Annotated in this window: 22 protein-coding genes and 1 riboswitch; of the genes, 17 read left to right on the forward strand and 5 right to left on the reverse strand. The window is 70.5% G+C overall.

The window, feature by feature from the left end:
* Positions 1-22: 22 nt before the first annotated feature.
* Positions 23-679, forward strand: a complete 657-nt coding sequence (locus OG254_RS42575; protein WP_405592990.1) for a helix-turn-helix domain-containing protein — start codon at positions 23-25, stop codon at positions 677-679.
* The gene (locus OG254_RS42580; RefSeq protein ID WP_147993081.1) at positions 676-798 is read left to right on the forward strand and encodes a DUF6126 family protein; all 123 of its coding nucleotides are present in this window, start codon (positions 676-678) and stop codon (positions 796-798) included. Before OG254_RS42575 ends, OG254_RS42580 begins: the two co-directional genes overlap by 4 nt.
* 27 nt (positions 799-825) lie before the next feature.
* On the opposite strand, the gene OG254_RS42585 is transcribed toward OG254_RS42580, so the two are convergent.
* Positions 826-1,623, reverse strand: coding sequence for a tyrosine-protein phosphatase (locus OG254_RS42585; RefSeq protein ID WP_405592993.1), 798 nt, complete (start codon positions 1,621-1,623; stop codon positions 826-828).
* A 180-nt stretch (positions 1,624-1,803) separates the two neighbouring features.
* Here OG254_RS42585 and OG254_RS42590 point away from each other — a divergent pair, with 180 nt between their 5' ends.
* The 3 genes from OG254_RS42590 (at position 1,804) to OG254_RS42600 (ending at position 6,315) form a co-directional block, all read left to right on the forward strand.
* On the forward strand, positions 1,804-3,873 hold the full coding sequence (locus tag OG254_RS42590; RefSeq protein WP_405592995.1) for an alpha-galactosidase: 2,070 nt from the start codon (positions 1,804-1,806) through the stop codon (positions 3,871-3,873).
* Positions 3,874-4,172: 299 nt separating this feature from the next.
* Positions 4,173-4,338, forward strand: a riboswitch (cyclic di-AMP (ydaO/yuaA leader).
* 4 nt (positions 4,339-4,342) lie between these two features.
* Complete coding sequence (locus tag OG254_RS42595) at positions 4,343-5,278, forward strand: LysM peptidoglycan-binding domain-containing M23 family metallopeptidase (RefSeq protein WP_405592997.1); 936 nt, start codon at positions 4,343-4,345, stop codon at positions 5,276-5,278.
* 251 nt (positions 5,279-5,529) lie between these two features.
* On the forward strand, positions 5,530-6,315 hold the full coding sequence (locus OG254_RS42600) for an SGNH/GDSL hydrolase family protein (RefSeq protein WP_405592999.1): 786 nt from the start codon (positions 5,530-5,532) through the stop codon (positions 6,313-6,315).
* A 94-nt stretch (positions 6,316-6,409) separates the two neighbouring features.
* On the opposite strand, the gene OG254_RS42605 is transcribed toward OG254_RS42600, so the two are convergent.
* Both OG254_RS42605 and OG254_RS42610 read right to left on the reverse strand, forming a co-directional pair.
* Complete coding sequence (locus tag OG254_RS42605) at positions 6,410-7,030, reverse strand: TetR/AcrR family transcriptional regulator (RefSeq protein ID WP_405593001.1); 621 nt, start codon at positions 7,028-7,030, stop codon at positions 6,410-6,412.
* A 68-nt stretch (positions 7,031-7,098) separates the two neighbouring features.
* On the reverse strand, positions 7,099-8,286 hold the full coding sequence (locus OG254_RS42610; RefSeq protein ID WP_405593003.1) for a Glu/Leu/Phe/Val dehydrogenase dimerization domain-containing protein: 1,188 nt from the start codon (positions 8,284-8,286) through the stop codon (positions 7,099-7,101).
* Positions 8,287-8,522: 236 nt separating this feature from the next.
* Between OG254_RS42610 and OG254_RS42615 the strand changes: the two genes are divergently transcribed.
* The 7 genes from OG254_RS42615 (at position 8,523) to OG254_RS42645 (ending at position 15,364) form a co-directional block, all read left to right on the forward strand.
* Positions 8,523-9,698 carry an MBL fold metallo-hydrolase gene (locus tag OG254_RS42615; protein WP_405593005.1) on the forward strand — a complete coding sequence of 392 codons (1,176 nt, stop codon included), beginning with the start codon at positions 8,523-8,525 and terminating at the stop codon, positions 9,696-9,698.
* Positions 9,699-10,239: 541 nt separating this feature from the next.
* Entirely contained in the window at positions 10,240-12,585 is a 2,346-nt protein-coding gene (locus OG254_RS42620; protein WP_405593007.1) for a sensor histidine kinase, read from the forward strand.
* Positions 12,586-12,677: 92 nt separating this feature from the next.
* Positions 12,678-13,112, forward strand: coding sequence for a roadblock/LC7 domain-containing protein (locus OG254_RS42625; RefSeq protein ID WP_403449842.1), 435 nt, complete (start codon positions 12,678-12,680; stop codon positions 13,110-13,112).
* 2 nt (positions 13,113-13,114) lie between these two features.
* Positions 13,115-13,486, forward strand: a complete 372-nt coding sequence (locus OG254_RS42630; protein WP_147993090.1) for a DUF742 domain-containing protein — start codon at positions 13,115-13,117, stop codon at positions 13,484-13,486.
* The gene (locus OG254_RS42635; RefSeq protein WP_405593010.1) at positions 13,464-14,063 is read left to right on the forward strand and encodes a GTP-binding protein; all 600 of its coding nucleotides are present in this window, start codon (positions 13,464-13,466) and stop codon (positions 14,061-14,063) included. Before OG254_RS42630 ends, OG254_RS42635 begins: the two co-directional genes overlap by 23 nt.
* A 61-nt stretch (positions 14,064-14,124) precedes the next feature.
* The gene (locus tag OG254_RS42640) at positions 14,125-14,703 is read left to right on the forward strand and encodes a GAF domain-containing protein (protein WP_405593012.1); all 579 of its coding nucleotides are present in this window, start codon (positions 14,125-14,127) and stop codon (positions 14,701-14,703) included.
* A gap of 67 nt (positions 14,704-14,770) precedes the next feature.
* Positions 14,771-15,364 (forward strand): TetR/AcrR family transcriptional regulator, encoded by a 594-nt coding sequence (locus OG254_RS42645; protein WP_405593014.1) that lies wholly within the window; start codon positions 14,771-14,773, stop codon positions 15,362-15,364.
* A 21-nt stretch (positions 15,365-15,385) separates the two neighbouring features.
* Here the strand turns inward: OG254_RS42645 and OG254_RS42650 are convergent, their stop codons facing one another.
* The gene (locus OG254_RS42650; protein ID WP_405593016.1) at positions 15,386-15,991 is read right to left on the reverse strand and encodes a GPP34 family phosphoprotein; all 606 of its coding nucleotides are present in this window, start codon (positions 15,989-15,991) and stop codon (positions 15,386-15,388) included.
* Between the two features lie 200 nt (positions 15,992-16,191).
* Complete coding sequence (locus OG254_RS42655; RefSeq protein WP_405593018.1) at positions 16,192-16,494, reverse strand: muconolactone Delta-isomerase family protein; 303 nt, start codon at positions 16,492-16,494, stop codon at positions 16,192-16,194.
* A gap of 135 nt (positions 16,495-16,629) precedes the next feature.
* On the opposite strand from OG254_RS42655, the gene OG254_RS42660 reads away from it, so the two are divergent.
* From OG254_RS42660 to OG254_RS42680, 5 genes are all read left to right on the forward strand, one after another.
* Positions 16,630-17,559: a LysR family transcriptional regulator gene (locus OG254_RS42660; RefSeq protein ID WP_405593020.1), complete on the forward strand. Its 930-nt coding sequence runs from the start codon at positions 16,630-16,632 to the stop codon at positions 17,557-17,559.
* Positions 17,560-17,710: 151 nt separating this feature from the next.
* Positions 17,711-18,424, forward strand: a complete 714-nt coding sequence (locus OG254_RS42665; protein ID WP_405593022.1) for an SDR family NAD(P)-dependent oxidoreductase — start codon at positions 17,711-17,713, stop codon at positions 18,422-18,424.
* Between the two features lie 56 nt (positions 18,425-18,480).
* Positions 18,481-18,852 carry a YybH family protein gene (locus tag OG254_RS42670; protein ID WP_405593024.1) on the forward strand — a complete coding sequence of 124 codons (372 nt, stop codon included), beginning with the start codon at positions 18,481-18,483 and terminating at the stop codon, positions 18,850-18,852.
* Between the two features lie 182 nt (positions 18,853-19,034).
* On the forward strand, positions 19,035-20,063 hold the full coding sequence (gene tdh / locus OG254_RS42675) for an L-threonine 3-dehydrogenase (protein WP_147993099.1): 1,029 nt from the start codon (positions 19,035-19,037) through the stop codon (positions 20,061-20,063).
* A gap of 36 nt (positions 20,064-20,099) precedes the next feature.
* Positions 20,100-21,293, forward strand: coding sequence for a glycine C-acetyltransferase (locus OG254_RS42680; protein WP_405593026.1), 1,194 nt, complete (start codon positions 20,100-20,102; stop codon positions 21,291-21,293).
* The last annotated feature ends 9 nt before the right edge of the window (positions 21,294-21,302 follow it).

Raw genomic sequence — 21,302 nt, forward strand, 5'->3', positions numbered from 1 at the left:
AGCTTCCGGCTGAATGGAGAGCATGAGCTCTCCCGAGACCGAGCCGGAGCCCGCGGCCCGGGCCGAGGCCGAGGCCGATGCGACGGGGCCGGCCGAAACCCTGCCCGTCGTCGCGCCCCAGCTCCGCGCGCTGCGCAGGCGCTCCTCCCTCACCCTGGAGGCCGCGGCCCGCGCCGCCGGGCTGTCGCCCGCCCATCTCTCCCGGCTGGAGACCGGGCAACGCCAGCCCTCGCTGCCGATGCTGCTCGCGCTCGCGCGTATCTACGGTACGACGGTCTCCGAGCTGCTCGGGGAGACGGTCGCCGACCGGGATGCCGTCGTGCGCGCCACCGACATGGAGTCGACCGCCGCGGGCGGCTGGACGTACTGGCAGGCGGGCGCGCCCGGGCGTGGGATGCAGGCCCTGCGGGTCCATGTGCCGTACGGCTCACAGGGCGACATCGTGCGGGTGCATCCCGGCGAGGAGTGGCTGTACGTCCTCGAAGGGCGGCTGCGGCTGCGCCTCGGCGACACCACGCACCGCCTCGCCCCCGGCGACAGCGCGCACTTCGACTCGCTCACCCCGCACCGCATCGCCGCCCAGGACGAAGGCGGGGTCGAGCTCCTGTTCGTCCACACCCTGTTGCAGAGCCCCACGGCCACCCTGTGCCTGGGCCCCATCCCTGGAGAGACGCCATGAGTGACATGGAGGAGAAGTTCCCGCGCGCCATGTGGGTGCGGCTCATCATCTACATCGCGGTGGGGCACGTCTTCGCCGCCTTCATCTACCTGCTGTTCGAGCTGGGGGCGAAGCAGTAGGCGCGCGGGGCGGGTGGGCGCCGGGGATCAGTCGAGCAAGCGCTCCCGCAGACGCTCCCGGGTCTCCGGGGTGATCCGCAGGCCCTGCTCCAGGTAGATGTCGACGCCGCCCCATGTCTCATCGATCGTCTCGAAGGCCGCCGTCAGATACTCGGCCCGTGCGTCGAACAGCGGGCTGAGCAGCTCCATGATCTCGGGGGAGTAGGCGGCGGAGTCGCTGCCGCTGCGGCGCACCTTGTAGCGGCGGTGCTTCGCGTTGGATTCCAGGTAGTCGGCGACGATCGCCTCGCGCTCCACGCCGACGGCGAGCAGTGTCACGGCGATGGACAGGCCCGCGCGGTCCTTGCCGGCCGCGCAGTGCATCAGGGCCGGGACGCTGTCCTCGGCGAGGGCGTGCAGCACCCGGGAGTGCTCGTCGGTGCGCTCCTTGATGATCGAGCGGTAGGACGCGATCATCCGGTTCGCGCCCTTGCCGTCCGCGAGGATCCCGCGCAGCTGGTCCAGATCGCCGTCCCGGACCATCTTCCAGAACTCCGCGCCGTCCGCGGGGTCGGACAGCGGCAGGTTCACATTGCGCACGCCCGGCAGCTCGACGTCCGGGCCTTCGAGCTTCTGGTCGGCCGCGTTTCGGAAGTCGAAGATCGTGTGCAGCCCGAGGGAGTCGAGGAAGTCGGCGTCCTGTGCGGTCGCGTGCGCGAGATGGCCGCTGCGGAACAGCACTCCGTGCCGCACCCGTCGTCCGTCCACTGTCGGCAGGCCGCCCACATCACGGAAGTTACGAACCCCGGCCAGTTCGGGCTCGGTCGACGGGATCTGCTGCGTCACGGGGGCTCCTCCCAGTCAGCCCCGACGGCGCGGCTCGGCGATGCGGCCGACGGGGTGCGCTCTCGACCATACGACATGGATTCCTGGCCCAATGAGTTATCCACAGGCGTTGCCCCGGGGCCGCTCGACCCTTGATGATGTTGGTACTTGATCGCACCTGTTCGTCTCTGTGGGGGCTTGATGCTGGAGATCTCCGACAACGGCCGTACGTGGCTCCTTTCCGGGCCGACCAGCAGCTACGCCGTCCATCTGACCGACGGCGACGAACTGCTGCACCTGCACTGGGGGCCGCGGATCGAGCTCGCCGACGCCGAGGCCCTCGCTGTCCGCCCGCTGCCGGAGTACTGGCCCTTCGAGTCCCCGCTCGACGGCCGCGAGGAGTACCCGGTCGAGGGCGGCCCCCGCTTCGTACGGCCCGCCCTGTCCGTGCGCACCGACGAGCGGCGCGGCACCGAGTGGGGTTTCGAGCGCCACGAGACCGAGGGTGACGAGCTGCGGTTGCGCTTTCGTGACGGCGGGCTGAAGGTCACCCTGCACTACCGGATGCGCCAGGACGTCGTGGAGCGCTGGGTGACTCTGGACAACGAGGGGCCCGCCCTGGAGCTGCTGCGGGCCGACTCGGCGACCTGGACGCTGCCGGACCGGGAGGACTGGCGGCTGTCCCAGCTGCACGGCCGCTGGGGTGCCGAGTCCCGGCTGGCACAGGCCCCGCTCACCTACGGTGAGAAGGTCATCGGCAGCCGTCGCGGACACACCGGGCACCAGCACCTGCCGTGGGTCGCGCTCGACACGGACGCCACCGAGGAGCGCGGCGAGGTCTACGGCTGCGCGCTCGGCTGGTCCGGGTCCTGGCGCATCGGCGTGGCCCAACTCCCGGACGCGCGCGTGCAGATCACCGGCGGAGCCGGGTACGACGACTCGGGTCTGCTGCGCCTGGCGGCGGGGGAGTCCTTCACGACACCCGTCTTCGCAGGCCTCTGGAGCGACGGCGGCTTCGGCGGGGCCAGCCGCGCCTGGCATGCGTACCAGCGCGCGTATGTGGTCCCGGACGCCGACCAGGACCGGCCCGTGCTGTTCAACTCCTGGGAGGCGACGGAGTTCGACATCTCCGAGAAACAGCAGAGCCTGCTCGCGCGGCGGGCCGCGGCCATGGGCGTCGAGCTGTTCGTCGTCGACGACGGCTGGTTCGGCACGCGCACCAGCGACCGCGCCGGGCTCGGCGACTGGACGCCCAACCCCGACCGCTTCCCGTCCGGCCTCAAGCCGCTCGCCGAGCACGTGCACACGCTCGGCATGCAGTTCGGCATCTGGGTCGAACCGGAAATGGTCAATCCGGACAGCGAGCTGTATCGCGCCCACCCGGACTGGGTGCAGTACCAAACGGGACGAAAGCGTACGGACTTCCGTAATCAACTCGTACTGAACCTCGCCCGCGACGATGTCCAGGAGTACCTCTGGGAACAGCTCGACGGGCTCCTCTCCAGCGCCCCGATCGACTATGTGAAGTGGGACTTCAACCGCTGCTTCTCCGACGCCGGCTGGCCCGGCGAGCCGTATCCGCAGCGCCTGTGGGTCGACCATGTGCGCGCCCTGTACGCCCTGCTGGACCGGCTGCGCGCCACTCATCCCGGCGTCGCCTTCGAGTCCTGCTCGGGCGGCGGCGGACGGATCGACCTCGGCGTGCTGAGCCGTACGGACCAGGTGTGGACCTCGGACAACACCGACCCCCTCGACCGGCTCGCCATCCAGCACGGCTTCAGCCAGATCCACCCGGCCCGGGCCATGGCCGCCTGGGTCACGGACAGCCCGAACGCCATGCTCAACCACCGCGCCAGCTCGCTGCGCTTCCGGTTCGTGAGCGCCATGGCCGGGGTGCTCGGGGTCGGCGGTGACCTCGCGCAGTGGACCGAGGAGGAGCTCGCCGAGGCCCGGGAGTGGGTGGCGCTCTACAAGGAGATCCGGCCCCTGGTGCAGCGCGGCGACCTCTACCGGCTGCGGCCTCCGCGTGGCGGGCTGAGTGCGGTGCAGTACGTGCTCGGGGGCGACGCGGTCGTCCTCGCCTGGCTCCAGGCGCAGAGCTACGGCGAGCCCCTTCCGGCGCTGCGGCTGCACGGCCTGGATCCGACAGTGTCGTATGAATGCCTTGAAACGGGCGAAATACACCGAGGGGCCGTACTGGTACATCACGGACTACCTACCGGCCTGAAGGGCGACCTGGATGCGGCAGTTATTCGGCTCCGTCGCATCTAGGTGTTCTGTCCGAATTGGCGCCTTCATTCCAACTCGCTCTGCAATAAAGAAAGCTGGAGCAGCGTCACGTGAGGAGCGTCATATCCGTGACGGTGCGTCGCCCGTCATGTCCACGTAATTCATGTGCTTTTCATGGGGCTTTGAGTCGGGCGGCACCCCCATATTTCACGCACGGTGACGGCTAATTCCCACAAGGGATCAACAGGAACGCATTCGGACGGAACCTCTCACTTGTTCCTTTGCGTCTTCCTCGCTTACGTTCGCCACCAATCCGGACGGACGCCTAATCCTGCCGCCGCCTGGATCCCGCGCTAACTCACCCGTACACGGCAGGAGCGGGGGACCCACAGGTACAACCGCCTGTTCCGGTCTCCGGAACGGCTTGGGGTCAAGTCGCGCCTCGGCGCGGCCGGGCATCTCCAGCCCGCACCCGACAGCTCACCTCGCAGGCGCCGGAGAGGAATTCGCCATGCCCGCGAAGGGTAAGCACCGCCGTCCGAAGTCCCTGCGCTTCACCCGCTCCATCGCCGTCGCCGGAACCGGTGGCGCCGCTCTCGCTCTTCCGCTCATGGGAGCCACCGGCGCCCACGCCGCTCCCTCGCAGACCGTTTCGGAAAAGGCCGTCTCGTCCCTTCCGGCCGCCGGCCAGAAGGCTGCTGAGAAGAAGTCCGCCAAGAAGACGGACGTGCGGACCTATTCGGTGAAGGTCGGCGATTACCTTTCGAAGATCGCCAACGAGCAGAACGTCGGCGGTGGCTGGAAGAAGCTCTACGCCGACAACCGTGAGGCCGTCGGCGCCGACCCGTCGCTGATCCATCCCGGTCTGAAGCTGACGATCGGCGGCAAGAAGGCCCCGGCGACCGCCCCCAAGTCGTCGTCCTCCAAGCCGTCTTCGGCGTCCAAGTCGTCCTCGAAGGACTCGTCCGCCGCGAAGTCCGCCACGCCGAAGAAGGCGCAGAAGGCGACCACGGCCGCCGAGACGACCAGCACCGTCAACGGCTTCTCCGCCCCGCTGGACGGCGCTTCCCTCGGCACCGCCTACAAGGTCGCGGGCAGCATGTGGTCCAGCGGCTATCACACCGGCGTCGACTTCGCCGCCGCCACCGGCACCTCACTGAAGGCGGTCGGCGCGGGCACCGTCGTCTCGGCCGGCTGGGGCGGTGCGTACGGCAACCAGGTCGTCATCCAGCTCGCCGACGGCTACTACGCCCAGTACGCCCACCTGTCCTCGCTCTCGGTCTCCAGCGGCCAGAGCGTGACCGCGGGCCAGCAGATCGGCCTCTCCGGCGCGACCGGCAATGTCACCGGCCCGCACCTGCACTTCGAGATCCGCACCACGCCGGACTACGGCTCGGACGTGGACCCGGTCGCCTACCTGGCCTCCAAGGGCGTCTCCATCGGCTGACGCGAGAACCACCTGCCTGACACGCGGCCGAAGGCCGGACCCCGATCCCCGGGTCCGGCCTTCGGCATGTTCCGGGACTGGCGGTTGCGCGCGTCAACACCCCTGATCAGAGGGATATTCCTCGCTTGGCGAACACTTTAGGAGTGGCTTATCTCACCGCTCGTCAACCCTTTCCTACGGTCGCGTAGGTCACATTCAAAGGTGAATCATGTCCCGATGTGGCAGACGATTCGAAGAGTGACAGCAGATCAGTGATCGGGTCGTACGTTGCGGTGGGGGACAGCTTCACCGAGGGCGTCGGCGACCCCGGCCCCGACGGGGCGTTCGTCGGCTGGGCCGACCGGTTCGCGGTCCTGCTCGCGGACCGGCGCCCCGAGGGCGACTTCAACTACACCAACCTCGCCGTGCGCGGCAGACTGCTCGACCAGATCATCGAGGAACAGCTTCCGAAGGCCGCCGAACTGGCCCCGGACCTGGTCTCGTTCTCTGCGGGCGGCAATGACATCATCCGACCCGGAACCGACCCCGACGAGGTCGCCGAGCGCTTCGAGCGGGCGATCACCCGGCTCACCTCCGCCGTCGGCACCGTCATGGTGACGACCGGCTTCGACACCCGTGGCGTGCCCGTGCTGAAGCATCTGCGCGGCAAGATCGCCACGTACAACGGACATGTGCGGGCCATCGCCGACCGGCACGGCTGCCCGGTGCTCGACCTGTGGTCCCTCAAGGCCGTTCAGGACCGCCGGGCCTGGGACGACGACCGGCTCCACCTGTCTCCCGAGGGGCACACGCGCGTGGCGCTTCGCGCGGGCCAGGTCCTCGGCCTGGAGATCCCCGCCGACCCGGACCAGCCCTGGCCGCCGCTCCCGCCGCGCGGCACGCTCGAGGTCCGTCGGGACGACGTCCACTGGGCGCGCGAGTACCTGGTGCCGTGGATCGGCCGACGACTGCGCGGCGAGTCGTCGGGGGACCATGTGACGGCCAAGGGCGCGCTGTCCCCGGACGACATCAAGATGCGGATCCGATCGGTGGCTTGAGAGCGGTTCACGAGCGACCGATACGTCCGGGCCTGCCGATGCCTGCCTGATCGGTACGGCCCGGACGGGTGCTCGCCCCGAACCCCCGTCGCCATCAGCGCGTCGACGCCGTCAACGCCTTCCGCTCCAGCCCGAGTTCCCGGGCGAGCGCCTCGTCCGCCCACTCCTGGGCACGCGCGCGTGAGATCGCACCCGGATACGACGTCAGCTGTACGGCGAGCCCGTCGAGCAGGGCCGTCAGGCGCAGGGCCGCGCCGTGCGGGTCGGGGCAGTGGAACTCCTGGGCGGCCACGCCCTCGGCGATCACCTCGGTGATCGCCCCCTTCCACTGCCGGTCGAGGTCCCGCGTGACCTCCTTGAGCGCGGGCTCGCGCAGCGCCGCCGCCCAGCCCTCGATCCACAGCCGCCAGCCCTTGGCCTGGCCGGTCGGCGCATACCAGCGCACGGCCGCCCGCAGCCGCCGCAGCGCCGTCGTACGTCGCCCGAGGAGCCGGCGCAGGTGGGCCAGGTCGCCTTGGGCCGCATGAGTGAACGCGGCCGCGACCAGCTTCTCCTTGGTGGCGAAGTGATAGAGCACCAGCGCGTTGCTCACACCGAGCACCGAGGCCACGTCGGCGATCCTGACCGCCGCCACGCCCCGCGCCTCTATCTGCTCGACGGCGGCTTGCAGCAACTCCTCACGCCGCTCCGCCACGCTCAACCGCACTCTTGCCACACCGTCACCCTAAAGCCTCGTCACCGGCCGGACCCGGGCCCGGTCGGACGAGGCTCCCGCGACCGCCGTCACCGGTACCGTCCGAACCGCTCGGTGATCACCGGCAGCCGGTCCGCCGCGATGGCGTGCGCGGCGACTCGCGGCGCCGTGCCGTCCGCCTCGGCGCGGGCCAGCGTGAGGTCGGTCAGGGCACGCATCGAGCGCCGTGTGTGGTCGAACGCCTCGTCTGCGTCCGGGCCGATGTCCCCGAACAGCGTCCACCACCACCAGGCGTTCGTCGCCGAGTTGACCACGACGTCCGGCAGCACGGTGACGCCCCGTACGGCCAGCAGTTCCTCCGCGTCGGGTCGTACCGGCATGTTGGCGGCCTCGGCGATCCAACGCGCGGTGACACGGCCCTGGTTCGAGGCGTCGATCGCGTACGACACAGCCGCCGGAACCAGCACCTCCGCCTCGACCGACAGCCAGGCGTCGCCCGGCAGTTCGCGGTCGCCGGGGCGCAGCGAGGCGCGGTCGATGGTGCCGTAGGCGTCCCGTGCCGCCAGCAGGCTCTCGATGTCGAGGCCGGCCGGGTTGGCGATGGTGCCCTTGATGTCGGCGACGGCCACTACGGTGAGCCCCGCGCGCGTGAGGAAGCGTGCCGTGGCCCCGCCCATGGTCCCCAGACCCTGCAAGGCGACGCGCGTCCTCCAGTACGGCACACCGGCCCGGTCCAGAGCGGTCAGCACCGCCTCCGCGACCCCGCAGCCGCCGACCAGCTCGTCGAGCCCGATGCCGTCGACCTCGACGGTGAACGCCTCCGCGAGCCGCCGCCGAGCGCCCGCCTCGTCGTCGAGCAGCGGATACACGGCCTGGACGGACGACACCAGCCCTGCCTCGGCGGCCGCACGGTCGACGACGTCCTGGGTGAGCCCGAGGTCCTCGCCCGTGGTCCAGAAGCTCTCGATGTACGGCCGCATGGCACGCAGGTAGCGCACCAGCAGGCCGTACGCCTCCGGATCCTGGGGATCGCAGTCGATGCCGCCCTTGGCGCCGCCCAGGGGGACGTACCGCGACTCGGGGTCGTAGTGCAGCGCCTCCTTCATGCTCATGCCTCGGGCGAGTCCGGTGACCTCGTCGAGCGTGCAGCCCGGCCGCATCCGCAGCCCGCCGCTGGCCACACCGCGCACCAGCCGGTCGATGACCAGGAAGCCCTGGCGACCGGTGACGTCGTCGGTCCAGGTGAGCGACAGCAGGGGCGTGCTGGGGGTGGTCATGGGGTCTCCGGGGTCGGGGGCCGGCTTCCGGGCCAACGGGCCGCGGCTCGGCTACTGAACGATGAGTCAGTATCAGAGCAGGGTGGGGACATGTCAACGTAGCGGGTGGATCTCTGTGGGCCGTCCGTGGCGGGGCGGCGGGGAGGGCGCCGGAGCCCGTCGGACCAGGGGGGATCCGAGACTGTCGGAGGCGCCGACCATAATGGAACTCCTCACCGCATCCACCTGGAGGTACCGTGGCCGGTTTCCGATTCCCGAGCTCCGGGCTGCGCGCCCTGCGGCCCGAGGCCTTCGGCGTGGATCCGAGCGGTGAGCGCATGGCGCGGATCCGTAGATCGCCGCACTTCGAGGACGGGGTCTTCCAGAACCCCGGGGGACTCGCCCGGACCCGGCCCTCGGGGTCGATGCTGGAGTTCGCCAAGGTCTACTTCGACAAGGAAGCCCGGCCCCACCGGGCCCCGAAGGGCACCGTGCCGGTGCACCCCACCACCTTTGCCGACCTGGCCAAGCCGCCCGCCACGGGACTGCGCCTGACCTGGATGGGGCACTCCAGCATCCTCGCGGAGATCGACGGGCATCGCGTCCTCTTCGACCCGGTGTGGGGCGAGCGGTGCTCCCCGTTCCCCTTCGCCGGGCCGAAGCGGCTGCACCCCGTGCCGCTGCCGCTGGCCGCGCTCGGGCCGGTCGACGTCGTCGTGATCTCGCACGATCACTACGACCACCTCGACATGCCCACGATCAAGGCGTTGGCCGGCACCGACACGCTCTTCGCCGTGCCGCTCGGCGTCGGCGGCCACCTCGAACAGTGGGGAGTGTCCGCCGACCGGCTCCGCGAGCTGGACTGGCACGAGACGACCAAGGTCGGCGGGCTCACCCTGACGGCCAGCCCGGCCCGCCACTTCTGCGGGCGCGGACTGCGCAACACCCAGCACACGCTCTGGGCGTCCTGGGTCGTCGCCTCGGACGAGCACCGGATCTACCACAGCGGTGACACCGGCTATTTCGACGGCTTCAAGGACATCGGCGCCGAGCACGGCCCGTTCGACGCCACGATGATCCAGGTCGGCGCCTACTCGGACTTCTGGCCCGACATCCACATGACGCCGGACGAGGGCGTCCGGGCCCACCTCGACCTTCAGGGCGGCGATCCTGCGGCCGGCGTCATGCTGCCGATCCACTGGGGCACCTTCAACCTGGCGCCGCATCCTTGGGCGGAGCCGGGCGAGTGGATGATGCGGGCCACGCACAAGGCCGGGGTCACGATGGCGGCTCCGCCCTGCGGTGAGCCCTTCGAGCCGGCCTCGGTGGCGCAGGTGACGCCGTGGTGGCGAGATGTCGCCGAGACGCCCGCCGAGGGGTGGCAGGCATGGCCGCCGGTGGCTGCGACGCCGGACGAAACGGCAGTTTCCTAGCGCGACGCACCGTTGGGGGCGCGGCGAGTCGCTCCTTGCGCCCCGGTACGGCGATTTCTGCGGGGCGTGTGAGTGGGCGTGGGGGCGCCCGAGTGGAACTGCGCGCCGCTACTGCCGGTGACGTTCTGGGGGTAGGAGAACCGGGCGCGAGGGGTGCGGAAACGTCCCGGCCGGGGTGGTTGCGGGCGAGAGGTCGAGACGTCGTCGAGGGGCGGGGCACGGAAAGTGCCCCGCCCCTCGACTTTTTCCGTGACCACTTCTGACCAGGTCCGATCGTTCGAATGCTCCTTGTGGGCGAACGGTGGAACGGGTTATCGGTCTGTCGTACGAGACCTCATACCAGAGCGGGACGCTGCCTGCGGGAGTTTGTCAACTGCCCACCGCACTTGATGCGAAGGCGACTACTGTCAGTGTCCGTCGGGCGACGCGGAGCCGAATTCGTCGGCTCTGTCGACCGACATCGCGATGGCGCACGCCCCGGGCCGCGCAGAGCGCGCGCACACCCAGGCCCCCGACCGACGGACCAGTACTGAGGACCCCGATGTCTCATCTACGCGCCCCGGCCACACGCGCAGACCGCCGTGAGGGCGGGCGGCACGGGCGCCCGGCTGCCCGCACCGCACCCGCGCTGCCCGAGACCCATATACGGCCCCAACTGCTGCGGCTGGCGGTGCTGCCACCCGTCGCGGTCACCCTCAGCGCCTGCGCGGCCGTGCTGTTCGTGGTGCGCTCCACGGGCGTGCGGCCGAGCCTCACCCTGTGGGCCGTGCTCGCCGGCGCGGTCTCGGTGACCCTGGCGGGCATCCTGATCGCCGCCGTGGCCGCCAACCGCACCGCCAAGTCCGTGACCGACCGCATCCGCGCACTGCGCCGCAGCAGCGCGCGCAGCGAGGCCGATCTGCGGACTCTCGTCGAGACACTGCGGCGCGGCGACGGGCCGCCGAAGCGCAAGTCCCGCAGCGGACCGCCCGAGGGTGCCGACGACTTCGAACTGCTCGCAGCCGACCTGGCCCGTGCCCACGACGGCGCCGTCACCGCCGTCGTCCAGGCCGCCCAGCTCTCCAGCCAGGCGGGCAGCGAGCAGAAGCTGGAGGTCTTCGTCAATCTCGCCCGGCGCCTTCAGTCGCTGGTGCACCGGGAGATCTCCATCCTCGACGAGCTGGAGAACGAGATCGAGGACCCCGACCTGCTCAAGGGGCTCTTCCACGTCGACCACCTCGCCACCCGCATCCGCCGCCACGCGGAGAACCTCGCCGTCCTCGGCGGCGCCGTCTCCCGCCGGCAGTGGAGCAACCCGGTCTCCATGACCGAGGTGCTGCGCTCGGCCATCGCCGAGGTCGAGCAGTACTCGCGCGTCAAGCTCGTGCCGCCGATCGACGGCACCCTGCGCGGGCACGCCGTCGCCGACGTCATCCACCTGCTCGCCGAACTGGTCGAGAACGCCACGGTGTTCTCCGCCCCGCACACCCAGGTGCTGCTCCGGGCCAACCTCGTGACCTCGGGGCTCGCCGTCGAGGTCGAGGACCGCGGGCTCGGCATGCCCGTAGGTGAGCAGAACCGCATGAACGCTCTGCTCACCGACCCCGACCAGGTCAATGTCGCCAGCCTGCTGGCGGACGGACGCATCGGGCTGTTCGTCGTGTCGCAACTCGCGAAGCGGCATGGCATCCATGTGCGCCTCCAGACCAACATCTACGGCGGTGTACAGGCCGTACTGGTGGTGCCGCAGGGTTTGTTGGGGACTGAACCGGGAGCGCGGGCGGGTGCGGCCCGAGGGCAGGAGCCGCAAGGGACGGCCGGTACGGCCATGCCGCCGCAGGCTCCTCCACAGGCCTCTTCACAGTCCTCGCCGCAGGCGCGTCAGCAGCAGCCGCCCGTGCCGCCTCAGCAGCGTCGGCACGCTACGTCTGCCGGGTCGGTCGCGGCGGCCGCGTCGGTCGGAGCGCACAGCGGTGGACAGCGCGGCATGACCGAGACGTCACAGGCGTCGCCGGTGTCGCAGGCCGCGCCGCGTCGGCACGAGCCGCAGGGCGGCGGAAGGGGCGAGACCCCGAGCACGAACGGCACCGCACCGGCACCGCTGCCCGTGCGGGGCCAGCAGGAACGGGCCAACCCGGCTGAGGCCGTGCCCGGCATCAGGCCCGACGATCGCCGGCGCGTCGCGGAGAACACCGGCGCACCGCCGACCCCACGCGTCAGCACCGTCCGCGGCACCATGGGCAAGCCCCAACTCCCGCGCCGCCGCGCCCAGGAACACATCGCACCCCAACTCCGTGGTGGTCCCGCACCACGACAGGAGTCCGACTCTCTCGCCGGGCACGACCCGGGGCTGATGGCGGCCTTCCAGCGGGGGATCGGGCTGGCCGAGACGCAGCAGCACATGGAGTCGGTGCGGGGGGATGCCGAGCATGTGGATGCGGGGTACCTGGGCCCAGACCACATGGGCGCAGACCACATGGCCACCGGCCACACGAGCATGAACGGCGGCCACACGAGCGCGGGCCACATGGACTCGGCGCACACCCCCACCACCCACGGGATCACCCCCGCCTACACCCCCTCACCGCACACCACGACCGACACCACGTCACTCACCCCGGAGTCGACCCGTCCGGAACCCACGGTCTCCCAGCCCACCCGCCTGGAGTCCGTACGCCCGGCGCCCAGCCGACTGGAGCAGACGAGCCTCGACACAGCTTGCCCGCAGCCCACACGTCTGCGCCCGACGTCCCTGGATGCACTCCACGTGGATGTGACCGCCATGACCACGCGGCCGCCCATGGACGTCTCGCCCATGGACCCGGCCCATATGACCGAGCCGCACCCCGGGCCCGCGCCCGGTACCGACCACAACACCTGGCCTGACGGGAGCGCACCAGCCGGATGACCACGACCGTGACCAGCTCGAAGTCCGCCTGGGAGTCCACCCCCAACCCCAGCGCTCCCGCAGACCTTCGTACCTCAAGGAGTCGATCCCCCATGGCGAGCGAAGCGCCGACCGCCCATGTCTCCGATCTCGACTGGCTGATGAGCGGCCTCGTCCAGCGCGTACCCCACACCAGCAGCGCGGTCCTCCTCTCCTGCGACGGGCTCGTGAAGTCGGTCCACGGCCTCGACCCGGACAGCGCCGACCACATGGCCGCCCTGGCCTCCGGCCTGTACTCCCTCGGCCGCAGCGCCGGAGTCCGCTTCGGCGACGGAGGAGAGGTGCGTCAGGTCGTCGTGGAGCTCGACTCGACCCTGCTCTTCGTGACCACCGCCGGATCCGGCACCTGTCTCGCCGTGCTGGCCGGCCGCGAGGCCGACGCGGCGGTGCTGGGCTACGAGATGGCCATGCTGGTCAAGAGCGTCCGTCCGTACCTGGTCACCGCCCCCCGGCAGCACTCCGTCGAACCCTCGGCGTTGAGGCCTTGAACATGACGGCGGCCGGCGACGGGCCCTGGCTCGACGACGCGGCCGGACGGCTGGTGCGCCCTTTCACGGTCAGCAACGGCCGTACCAGGCCCACCGTCGCGCTCGACCTCATGTCGCAGGTGATGGCCACCGGGGCGACCCCCCTCGGCTATCTCGGCCCCGAGCACGAGCAGGCGCTCGACCTGTGCCGCGCTCCCGTCTCGGTCGCCGAGGTGGCTGCCCACCTGAAGCTGCCGGCCGCGGTCACCAAGGTGCTGCTGTCGGACCTCGTCGACTGCGGGGCGCTCACCACCAAGCCCCCCGAGTTCCACCACAACCCGACAGACCGGGCCCTTCTGGAGGCAGTGCTCGATGGACTACGACGACAGCTCTGACCCCTTCCCCACCGCACTGAAGATCTTGGTGGCGGGAGGGTTCGGGGTAGGCAAGACGACCTTCGTGGGCGCGGTCAGCGAGATCGCACCACTCAGTACGGAGGAACTGCTCACCACGGTCAGCGCCGCGACCGACAGCCTCGAAGGCGTCGAGAACAAGGTCGAGACGACGGTGGCCATGGACTTCGGCCGCATCACGCTCGATCCGGAACACGTCCTGTACCTGTTCGGCACACCCGGACAGGAACGGTTCTGGTTCATGTGGGACGAACTCTCGGAGGGTGCGCTCGGTGCGGTCATCCTCGCCGACACCCGACGATTGGAGGACTGCTTCGCCGCGGTCGACTTCTTCGAGCAGCGAGGCCTCGGCTTCATCGTGGCGATCAACGAGTTCGACGGCGGCCACCGCTACGACCCGGAGGAGGTCCGTGCCGCCATCGACCTCCACCCGGAGATCCCCGTCGTCCGCTGCGACGCCCGCATCTCCAGCTCCGGCGTCCAGACGCTGCTGACCCTGGTACGGCACCTCATCGCCCACACCCCGGCACCCACGCCAAGCCATGGCGCCCACATGTGACAGCCGCACACACCCGCACGGAGCCGCATATGACGTACGCCCACAGGGACGGAAACCGCCCATGAGCTACGGCCCACCCCATCCGGTCGCTCGCCTGCTGCTGACCCCCGAGGACAAGGAGGCCCCCGCCCGCGCCCAGCGGCTGTTCCGGCTGGGGCTGGGGGACCATGCCGACCCGGCCCTCGACGTCTTCGCGGACCATCTCGCCGAGCTCACCGGGGCGCCGTACGCCATGGTCAACTTCATCGACGAGAACCGGCAGTTCTTCGCCGGGCTGCACGCACGGCAGAGGGTGACACTCGCACGGGCCGACGAAGCCAAGCCGGAGCTGGGCCGCCATATGGAGCGCGACCATGGGTTCTGCCCCCATGTGGTCGTGCGACGCAAGGCACTGGTTCTGGAGGACGTCTGCGACTATCCGCGGTTCGCCGGGAATCCGATAGTCGACGAGTTCGGTATCCGCTCCTACATGGGCGCGCCGCTCATCGACAGTACGGGTATGGCGCTCGGCACGGTGTGTGTCGTGGACGTGGAGCCGCGGCCCTGGGGGAGGGCCGGGCTGGAGACCATCAAGGCGTCGGCCGCGGACCTGGTGACCCGCCTGGAGCGACGGGAGGCGGACGGGCTCCCGCTGCTCTGAAGGGGCGGCGGACCCTGTGGCCCCGAACTCCTAGCCGACCGGTCTAGTACTTCCGTACACTGGAGCCGTGGGACGCACCAGTGACGCCAGGCAGAAGATCCTCGGTGCCGCGCGCTCGCTGATCGAGGGGCGCGGCTACTCGGCGTTGGGCGTGGCCGAGATCTGCAAGGCGGCCGGGGTACCGAAGGGCAGCTTCTACTACTTCTTCGAGTCGAAGGAGTCGCTCGCGCTCGCGGTCGTCGACGAGCACTGGGCGGCCCAGCGGCGCGACTGGGCGCGCGTCCTGGGCGGTGACGGGGAGCCGCTGCAGCGGTTGCGGCGACTGTTCGAGGAGACTCAGGCGGGCCAGCGCGCCGTCCAAGAGGGCTGCGGCACCGTGTCGGGCTGCCTGTTCGGCAACCTCACGCTGGAGTTGAGCAACCAGACCGAGGCGGTGCGCCGGCGATTGCAGGAGATTTTCGACGCGCAGGTCGACATGGTCGAGACGGTCGTCACCGAGGCCCGGGAGCGCGGCGACGTCAGCGTGCCGGACCCGCGCCAGGCGGCGCGGGCCGTGGTGGCGCAGATCGAGGGCCAGGTGATGTTCGCGAAGCTCTACAACAGCACGGAGCGCCTGAACCCGCTGTGGGACAACTGCCTGGCGCTCCTCGGCGCCCGCTGACCCTCGGCCCCGCATCAATCCCTAGAAGCCGCGCCACACGTTGTCGAACGCGGCGTCCTCGATGGCCCGCCGCTGCCGTACGGCCTCCAGTTCCATCACCGCGTTGCCGACGGCGGCCAGCACGGTCGTGACCGCCTCGTCCGTCAGGCCCTCCGTGGCGTCGACCGACTCCTCGTTCATCCCCGCGGCGCTGGCAAGGGCGGCGAGGACCGGCTCGCCCGACGTCCAGCGCTCCTCCGCCTGGCTCCGGGCCGCCGAGTCGACCGGCGCCGTCCGTGTGGCCCGCAGCGAAATCCGGCGGCTGCGCGGCCGGGCGGTGAGCCCCACGCGCTCCAGATCCTGGACGTAGGCCGCGGACAGTCCCCGGCCCCGGCGCCACAGCCAGTCCTCGACCGACTCGTACGGGTCCTGCCGTACGAGTGACGAGGCGGCCTCGTCCAGCAGGCGGTCGCCCGTCGGCGCCTGCGCGCTGGGTGTGATGAGGTCGCCGTCCAGGACGAGGGCCTGGGCGTCGATGAGGTCGAACACCTCCGCCGCCGCGAGCGCGAGCGACAGATCGCCTTGTTCCACAGTGTGGTCCGGCGCCATGTCCAGAGCGACGATCGCGAGGTCCCGTGCGGTGTTCATGTGCGGCTCCTGGTCAGTCGGCCGAGTGCGGGGCGGGTATCGGCATGCCTCGGTGCTCCGGGCGTACTACGTCGATTCTCGCTGCCGTTCGGGCACTGTGTGGCGTACTACCAGCATGTGGTGCGCGCACACCATTCTCAGCGCGGCGGCGGCCGAGGCCCACAAGGCTGGTCAGGAGCAGGGTCGGGGGGACGGGGCGGTCACCGGGAGGCGTCGCGCAGGCCCGGGTCGTTGGGGTGGGACTCCAGCGGGGTGACGGTCAGTGTCATCCAGGGGCGCAACGGCAGTGTGCCGAGGACCTTCTCGTGGAGTTCCTCCTCGTCGGTGGCCCGCCACACACCGATGCTGCGGAGTTCGCCCACGGGGCGCCACAGGCGGGCGAGGTTGCCGGTGGCGGCCAGTTCCGCGGCGCGGGCGGCCTCGGCGGAGCGCCGCCGGTCGACCTCCTCCTGCCCGGTGCCCTCGGGGACGGTGGTGGTGATCTCGACCAGGAACTCGCGCATGGCCTCTCTCCTCAGGGGTCGGGCCGCGCTGTGGTGCCGGCGGCCGCGCTGCCCCCACCGTGCACCCGTCACCTGCGCGGATGCCAGGACCGGCTTGCTCGCTGCTGATAGGCGCAGCCTCCCAGCGCGCGTAGCATGACCGGCGTGGAGCTGCGTCAACTGCGGTACTTCGTCGCCGTCGCCGAGGAACTGAACTTCGGCCGGGCCGCCGAGCGGTTGCTCATCGCCGGGCCCTCGCTCTCCCAGCAGATCAAGGCGCTCGAACGGGATCTGGGGGTGCGGCTCTTCGACCGCGACCGCCGCTCGGTCTCCCTCACCCCGGCCGGTGCCGCCCTGCTCCCGCACACCCGGTCCCTGCTGGAACGGGCCGACGACCTGAAGCGCCGGGCCGGCCGACTGTCGGGCTCGGAGTCGGTACGGCTCGGCTACGTCAACTGGCTTCCCGCGGACCTGACTTCACGCACCGCCTCGGTGGCCCGGGTGCATGTCGACGCATGGGTCGCGCCCTCCCACACCCAGGCCGCCCGGGTCGCCGACGGCAGCCTGGACCTCGCCGTGTGCTGGGTGCGGACCGAGGACCTGAAGCGGCTCGGGCTGCGGGCCCGGCTCATCGGCGCCGACCGGCTCTACGCCGTGGCCAAGGGCACGGACACCGGTGACGTCGCTGCGCGGGACATGGACGTGCTCATCGACGACGACATCACCTCCTGGGCGTCCTGGAACGAATACGCCGAGGAACTGGCGCGGGACACCGGCGCCAAGGCCGTACGCATCTCCGACGGAGCCATCACCGGGCCCGCCTTCTTCGACCACGTCCGCCGCTGCACCCGCCCGGTCCTCAACTCGCCCAAGGGGCAGACCACTCCACTGCCGCCCGACCTGGTGCGCCGGGAGGTCGACGCGCCGAAGGTGTACTGGACCTGGTCCCTCGTCCGGCGTGAGAGCGAACTGCGCACCGGCGTCCTGGCCGTCGTCGACGCCCTGTGCGACGACGTCGGGGACCTGGGAATACGCACCCCGGACGCCTGGCTGCCCTCGGACGACCCGTACGCACCCGGGCGCTGACCTGCACTGAGAGCCGGTGCCTCCCACACGGGAGGAAACGGGTCCCGCGTAAACCCCTTCTGACCTTTGACGTTGCCGCGAGCCCCGACCTACCTTCCAAATAGTCGACCGGTCGGCTAGTAACCGGTCATCAGCTTCGAGGAAGGTCATCATGAGCACTCGGAACCAGAAGGTCGCGATCATCACCGGCGCCTCGCAGGGCATAGGCGCCGCCCTCGTCGAGGGCTACCGCAAGCTCGGATACGCCGTCGTCGCGACCTCGCGCACCATCGCACCCGTCGACGACGCCGACGTCCTCACCGTGCAGGGCGACATCGCCGATCCCGCCACCGCGGAGCGGGTCGTCGCCGCGGCCGTCGAGCGGTTCGGCCGGATCGACACCGTGGTCAACAACGCGGGCATCTTCGTCGCGAAGCCGTTCACCGAGTACACGGCCGAGGACTACGCCGCCGTGATCGGGATCAACCTGTCCGGCGTCTTCCACCTCACCCAGCGGGCCGTGCCGCACCTGCTCGCCCAGGGCGGCGGGCACATGGTCGCAATCACCACCAGCCTGGTCGACAACGCGGACTCCAACGTCCCGTCCGTCCTCGCCTCGTTGACCAAGGGCGGGGTGCAGTCCGCCACCAAGTCCCTCGCCATCGAGTACGCGACCCGCGGCATCCGCGTCAACGCCGTGTCGCCCGGCACCATCAAGACCCCCATGCATCCGGAGGAGAACCACGAGTTCCTCGCCGCCCTGCACCCGGTGGGGCGGATGGGTGAAGTGAGCGACATCGTCGACGCCGTGCTCTATCTGGAGACGGCTCCCTTCGTCACCGGCGAGATCCTGCACGTCGACGGCGGTATGAGCGCCGGACACTGACGGCCCGTCCGAGCCACGACCCGGGAAACGTCACAGGGAACGACCAAGGAGTGAGCATGACCGCCACGAAGGACGCGAAGGCGATCCTGAGCAGCGTCCTCGACCAGTGGAAGGCCGGCATCGACGGGCACCAACCCGAGCGTGTCGCCGCCCGCTTCACCGAGGACGCCATCTTCCAGGGGCTGCACCCCTACACCGTCGGCCGGCCAGGTGTGGCCGAGTACTACGCCTCCCAGCCACTGGGTATGCGGGCCACATACCGCATCCTCGAGACCAGGCAGCCTGCCGACGGCCTCGTCCTCGGCTACCTGGACGTCCGGTTCTCGTTCACGGACCGGCCTGCGCTGGACGTCAAGCTCGCGGTCCTCGTGACCCTCGTCGAGGACGACTGGTACATCAGCCACTACCAGGTCTCCCGCCTCGACTAGGCCCGTCCTCGCCGGCAGCCAGAAGCAGGGCGTGAAGGAAAGCTGTGGCGCCGCTTAAGAAATCCTCGATGGACCGCGGCGCCGCAGTACGGCAGATTGCTACGCGATTCCACCCCCCCTCCCTGGCTGCGGGCGCCATCGGCATGCCCGCGGCCGGGACCTCACGCACAGGAGCCGTAGCGTTGAAGGCGCTGGTCAAGGAGAAGGCGGAGCCCGGGCTGTGGCTCGCGGACGTCCCGGAGCCGGCCGTCGGCCCCGGCGACGTACTGATCAAGGTGCTGCGCACCGGGATCTGCGGCACCGATCTGCACATCCGGTCCTGGGACGGCTGGGCGCAGCAGTCGATCCGTACCCCGCTCGTGGTCGGGCACGAGTTCGTCGGCGAGGTCGTCGAGACCGGCCGGGACGTGGCCGACATCAACCCCGGTGACCGGGTCAGCGGCGAGGGCCACCTGGTCTGCGGCAAGTGCCGTAACTGTCTGGCCGGCCGCCGTCACCTGTGCCGCGCCACGGTCGGCCTCGGCGTCGGACGGGACGGCGCCTTCGCCGAGTACGTCGCGCTGCCCGCCGCCAATGTGTGGGTGCACCGTGTGCCCGTCGACCTCGATGTCGCCGCGATCTTCGACCCGTTCGGCAACGCCGTGCACACCGCGCTGTCGTTCCCGCTGGTCGGCGAGGACGTCCTGATCACCGGCGCCGGCCCGATCGGCCTCATGGCGGCGGCCGTGGCCCGGCACGCGGGCGCGCGCCACGTCATGATCACCGACGTCAGCGAGGAGCGGCTGGAACTCGCCCGCAAGATCGGTGTGAGCCTCGCGCTGAACGTGTCCGAGGCGAGCATCGCCGAGGGCCAGCGCGCACTCGGCCTGCGCGAGGGCTTCGACATCGGCCTGGAGATGTCCGGCCGCCCCGAAGCCATGCGCGACATGATCGCCAACATGACGCACGGCGGCCGTATCGCCATGCTGGGCCTGCCGGCCCAGGAGTTCCCGGTCGACTGGGCCCGGATCGTGACCTCGATGATCACGATCAAGGGCATCTACGGCCGCGAGATGTTCGAGACCTGGTACGCGATGTCCGTGCTGCTGGAAGGCGGCCTCGACCTCGCGCCCGTGATCACCGGCCGGTACGGCTACCGCGACTTCGAGGCGGCGTTCGCCGACGCGGCGAGCGGCCGCGGCGGCAAGGTCATCCTCGACTGGACCGCGTAACCCCCCTCAATCGCCAGCACCTTCAGGAGCCTTCTCATGTTCGACTCCGTGCGCGACGACCTGCGTGCCACCCTCGACGAGATCCGCGCCGCCGGCCTGCACAAGCCCGAGCGCGTCATCGACACCCCGCAGTCCGCGACCGTCAACGTCAGCGCGGGCGGCCGCCCCGGCGAGGTCCTCAACTTCTGCGCCAACAACTACCTCGGCCTCGCCGACCACCCCCAGGTGATCGCCGCCGCCCACGAGGCGCTCGACCGCTGGGGCTACGGCATGGCCTCGGTCCGCTTCATCTGCGGCACGCAGGAGGTGCACAAGGAGCTGGAGGCCAGGCTGTCGGCGTTCCTCGGCCAGGAGGACACGATTCTGTACTCCTCCTGCTTCGACGCCAACGGCGGCGTGTTCGAGACGCTGCTCGGCCCCGAGGACGCGGTGATCTCCGACGCCCTCAACCACGCGTCGATCATCGACGGCATCCGGCTGTCCAAGGCCCGCCGCTTCCGGTACGCCAACCGCGACATGGCCGATCTCGAGCGGCAGCTGAAGGACGCGTCGGACGCCCGGCGCCGGCTGATCGTCACCGACGGCGTCTTCTCCATGGACGGCTATGTGGCGCCGCTGCGCGAGATCTGCGACCTCGCCGACCGCTACGACGCCATGGTCATGGTCGACGACTCGCACGCCGTCGGCTTCGTCGGCCCCGGCGGCCGCGGCACCCCCGAGCTGCACGGCGTCATGGACCGCGTCGACATCATCACCGGCACCCTCGGCAAGGCGCTCGGCGGCGCCTCCGGCGGCTATGTGGCGGCCCGCGCCGAGATCGTCGCCCTGCTGCGCCAGCGCTCCCGGCCGTACCTCTTCTCGAACACCCTCGCCCCGGTGATCGCGGCAGCCTCGCTTAAGGTCATCGACCTGCTGGAGTCGGCCGACGACCTGCGCGTCCGGCTCGCGGAGAACACCGCCCTGTTCCGCCACCGTATGACGGAGGCGGGCTTCGAGATCCTTCCCGGCGACCACGCCATCGCGCCCGTGATGATCGGCGACGCGGCGAAGGCCGCCCGGCTGGCCGAGCTGTTGCTGGAGCGCGGTGTGTACGTGATCGGCTTCTCGTACCCGGTGGTGCCGCAGGGCAAGGCCCGCATCCGCGTCCAGCTGTCCGCCGCGCACTCGACGGACGACGTCAACCGTGCCGTGGACGCCTTCATCGCCGCCCGGGCGGAACTGGAGGCCTGAGGTCCGGAC

The organism is Streptomyces sp. NBC_01092, from assembly GCF_045039535.1.
In the GTDB taxonomy this organism is placed as follows: domain Bacteria; phylum Actinomycetota; class Actinomycetes; order Streptomycetales; family Streptomycetaceae; genus Streptomyces.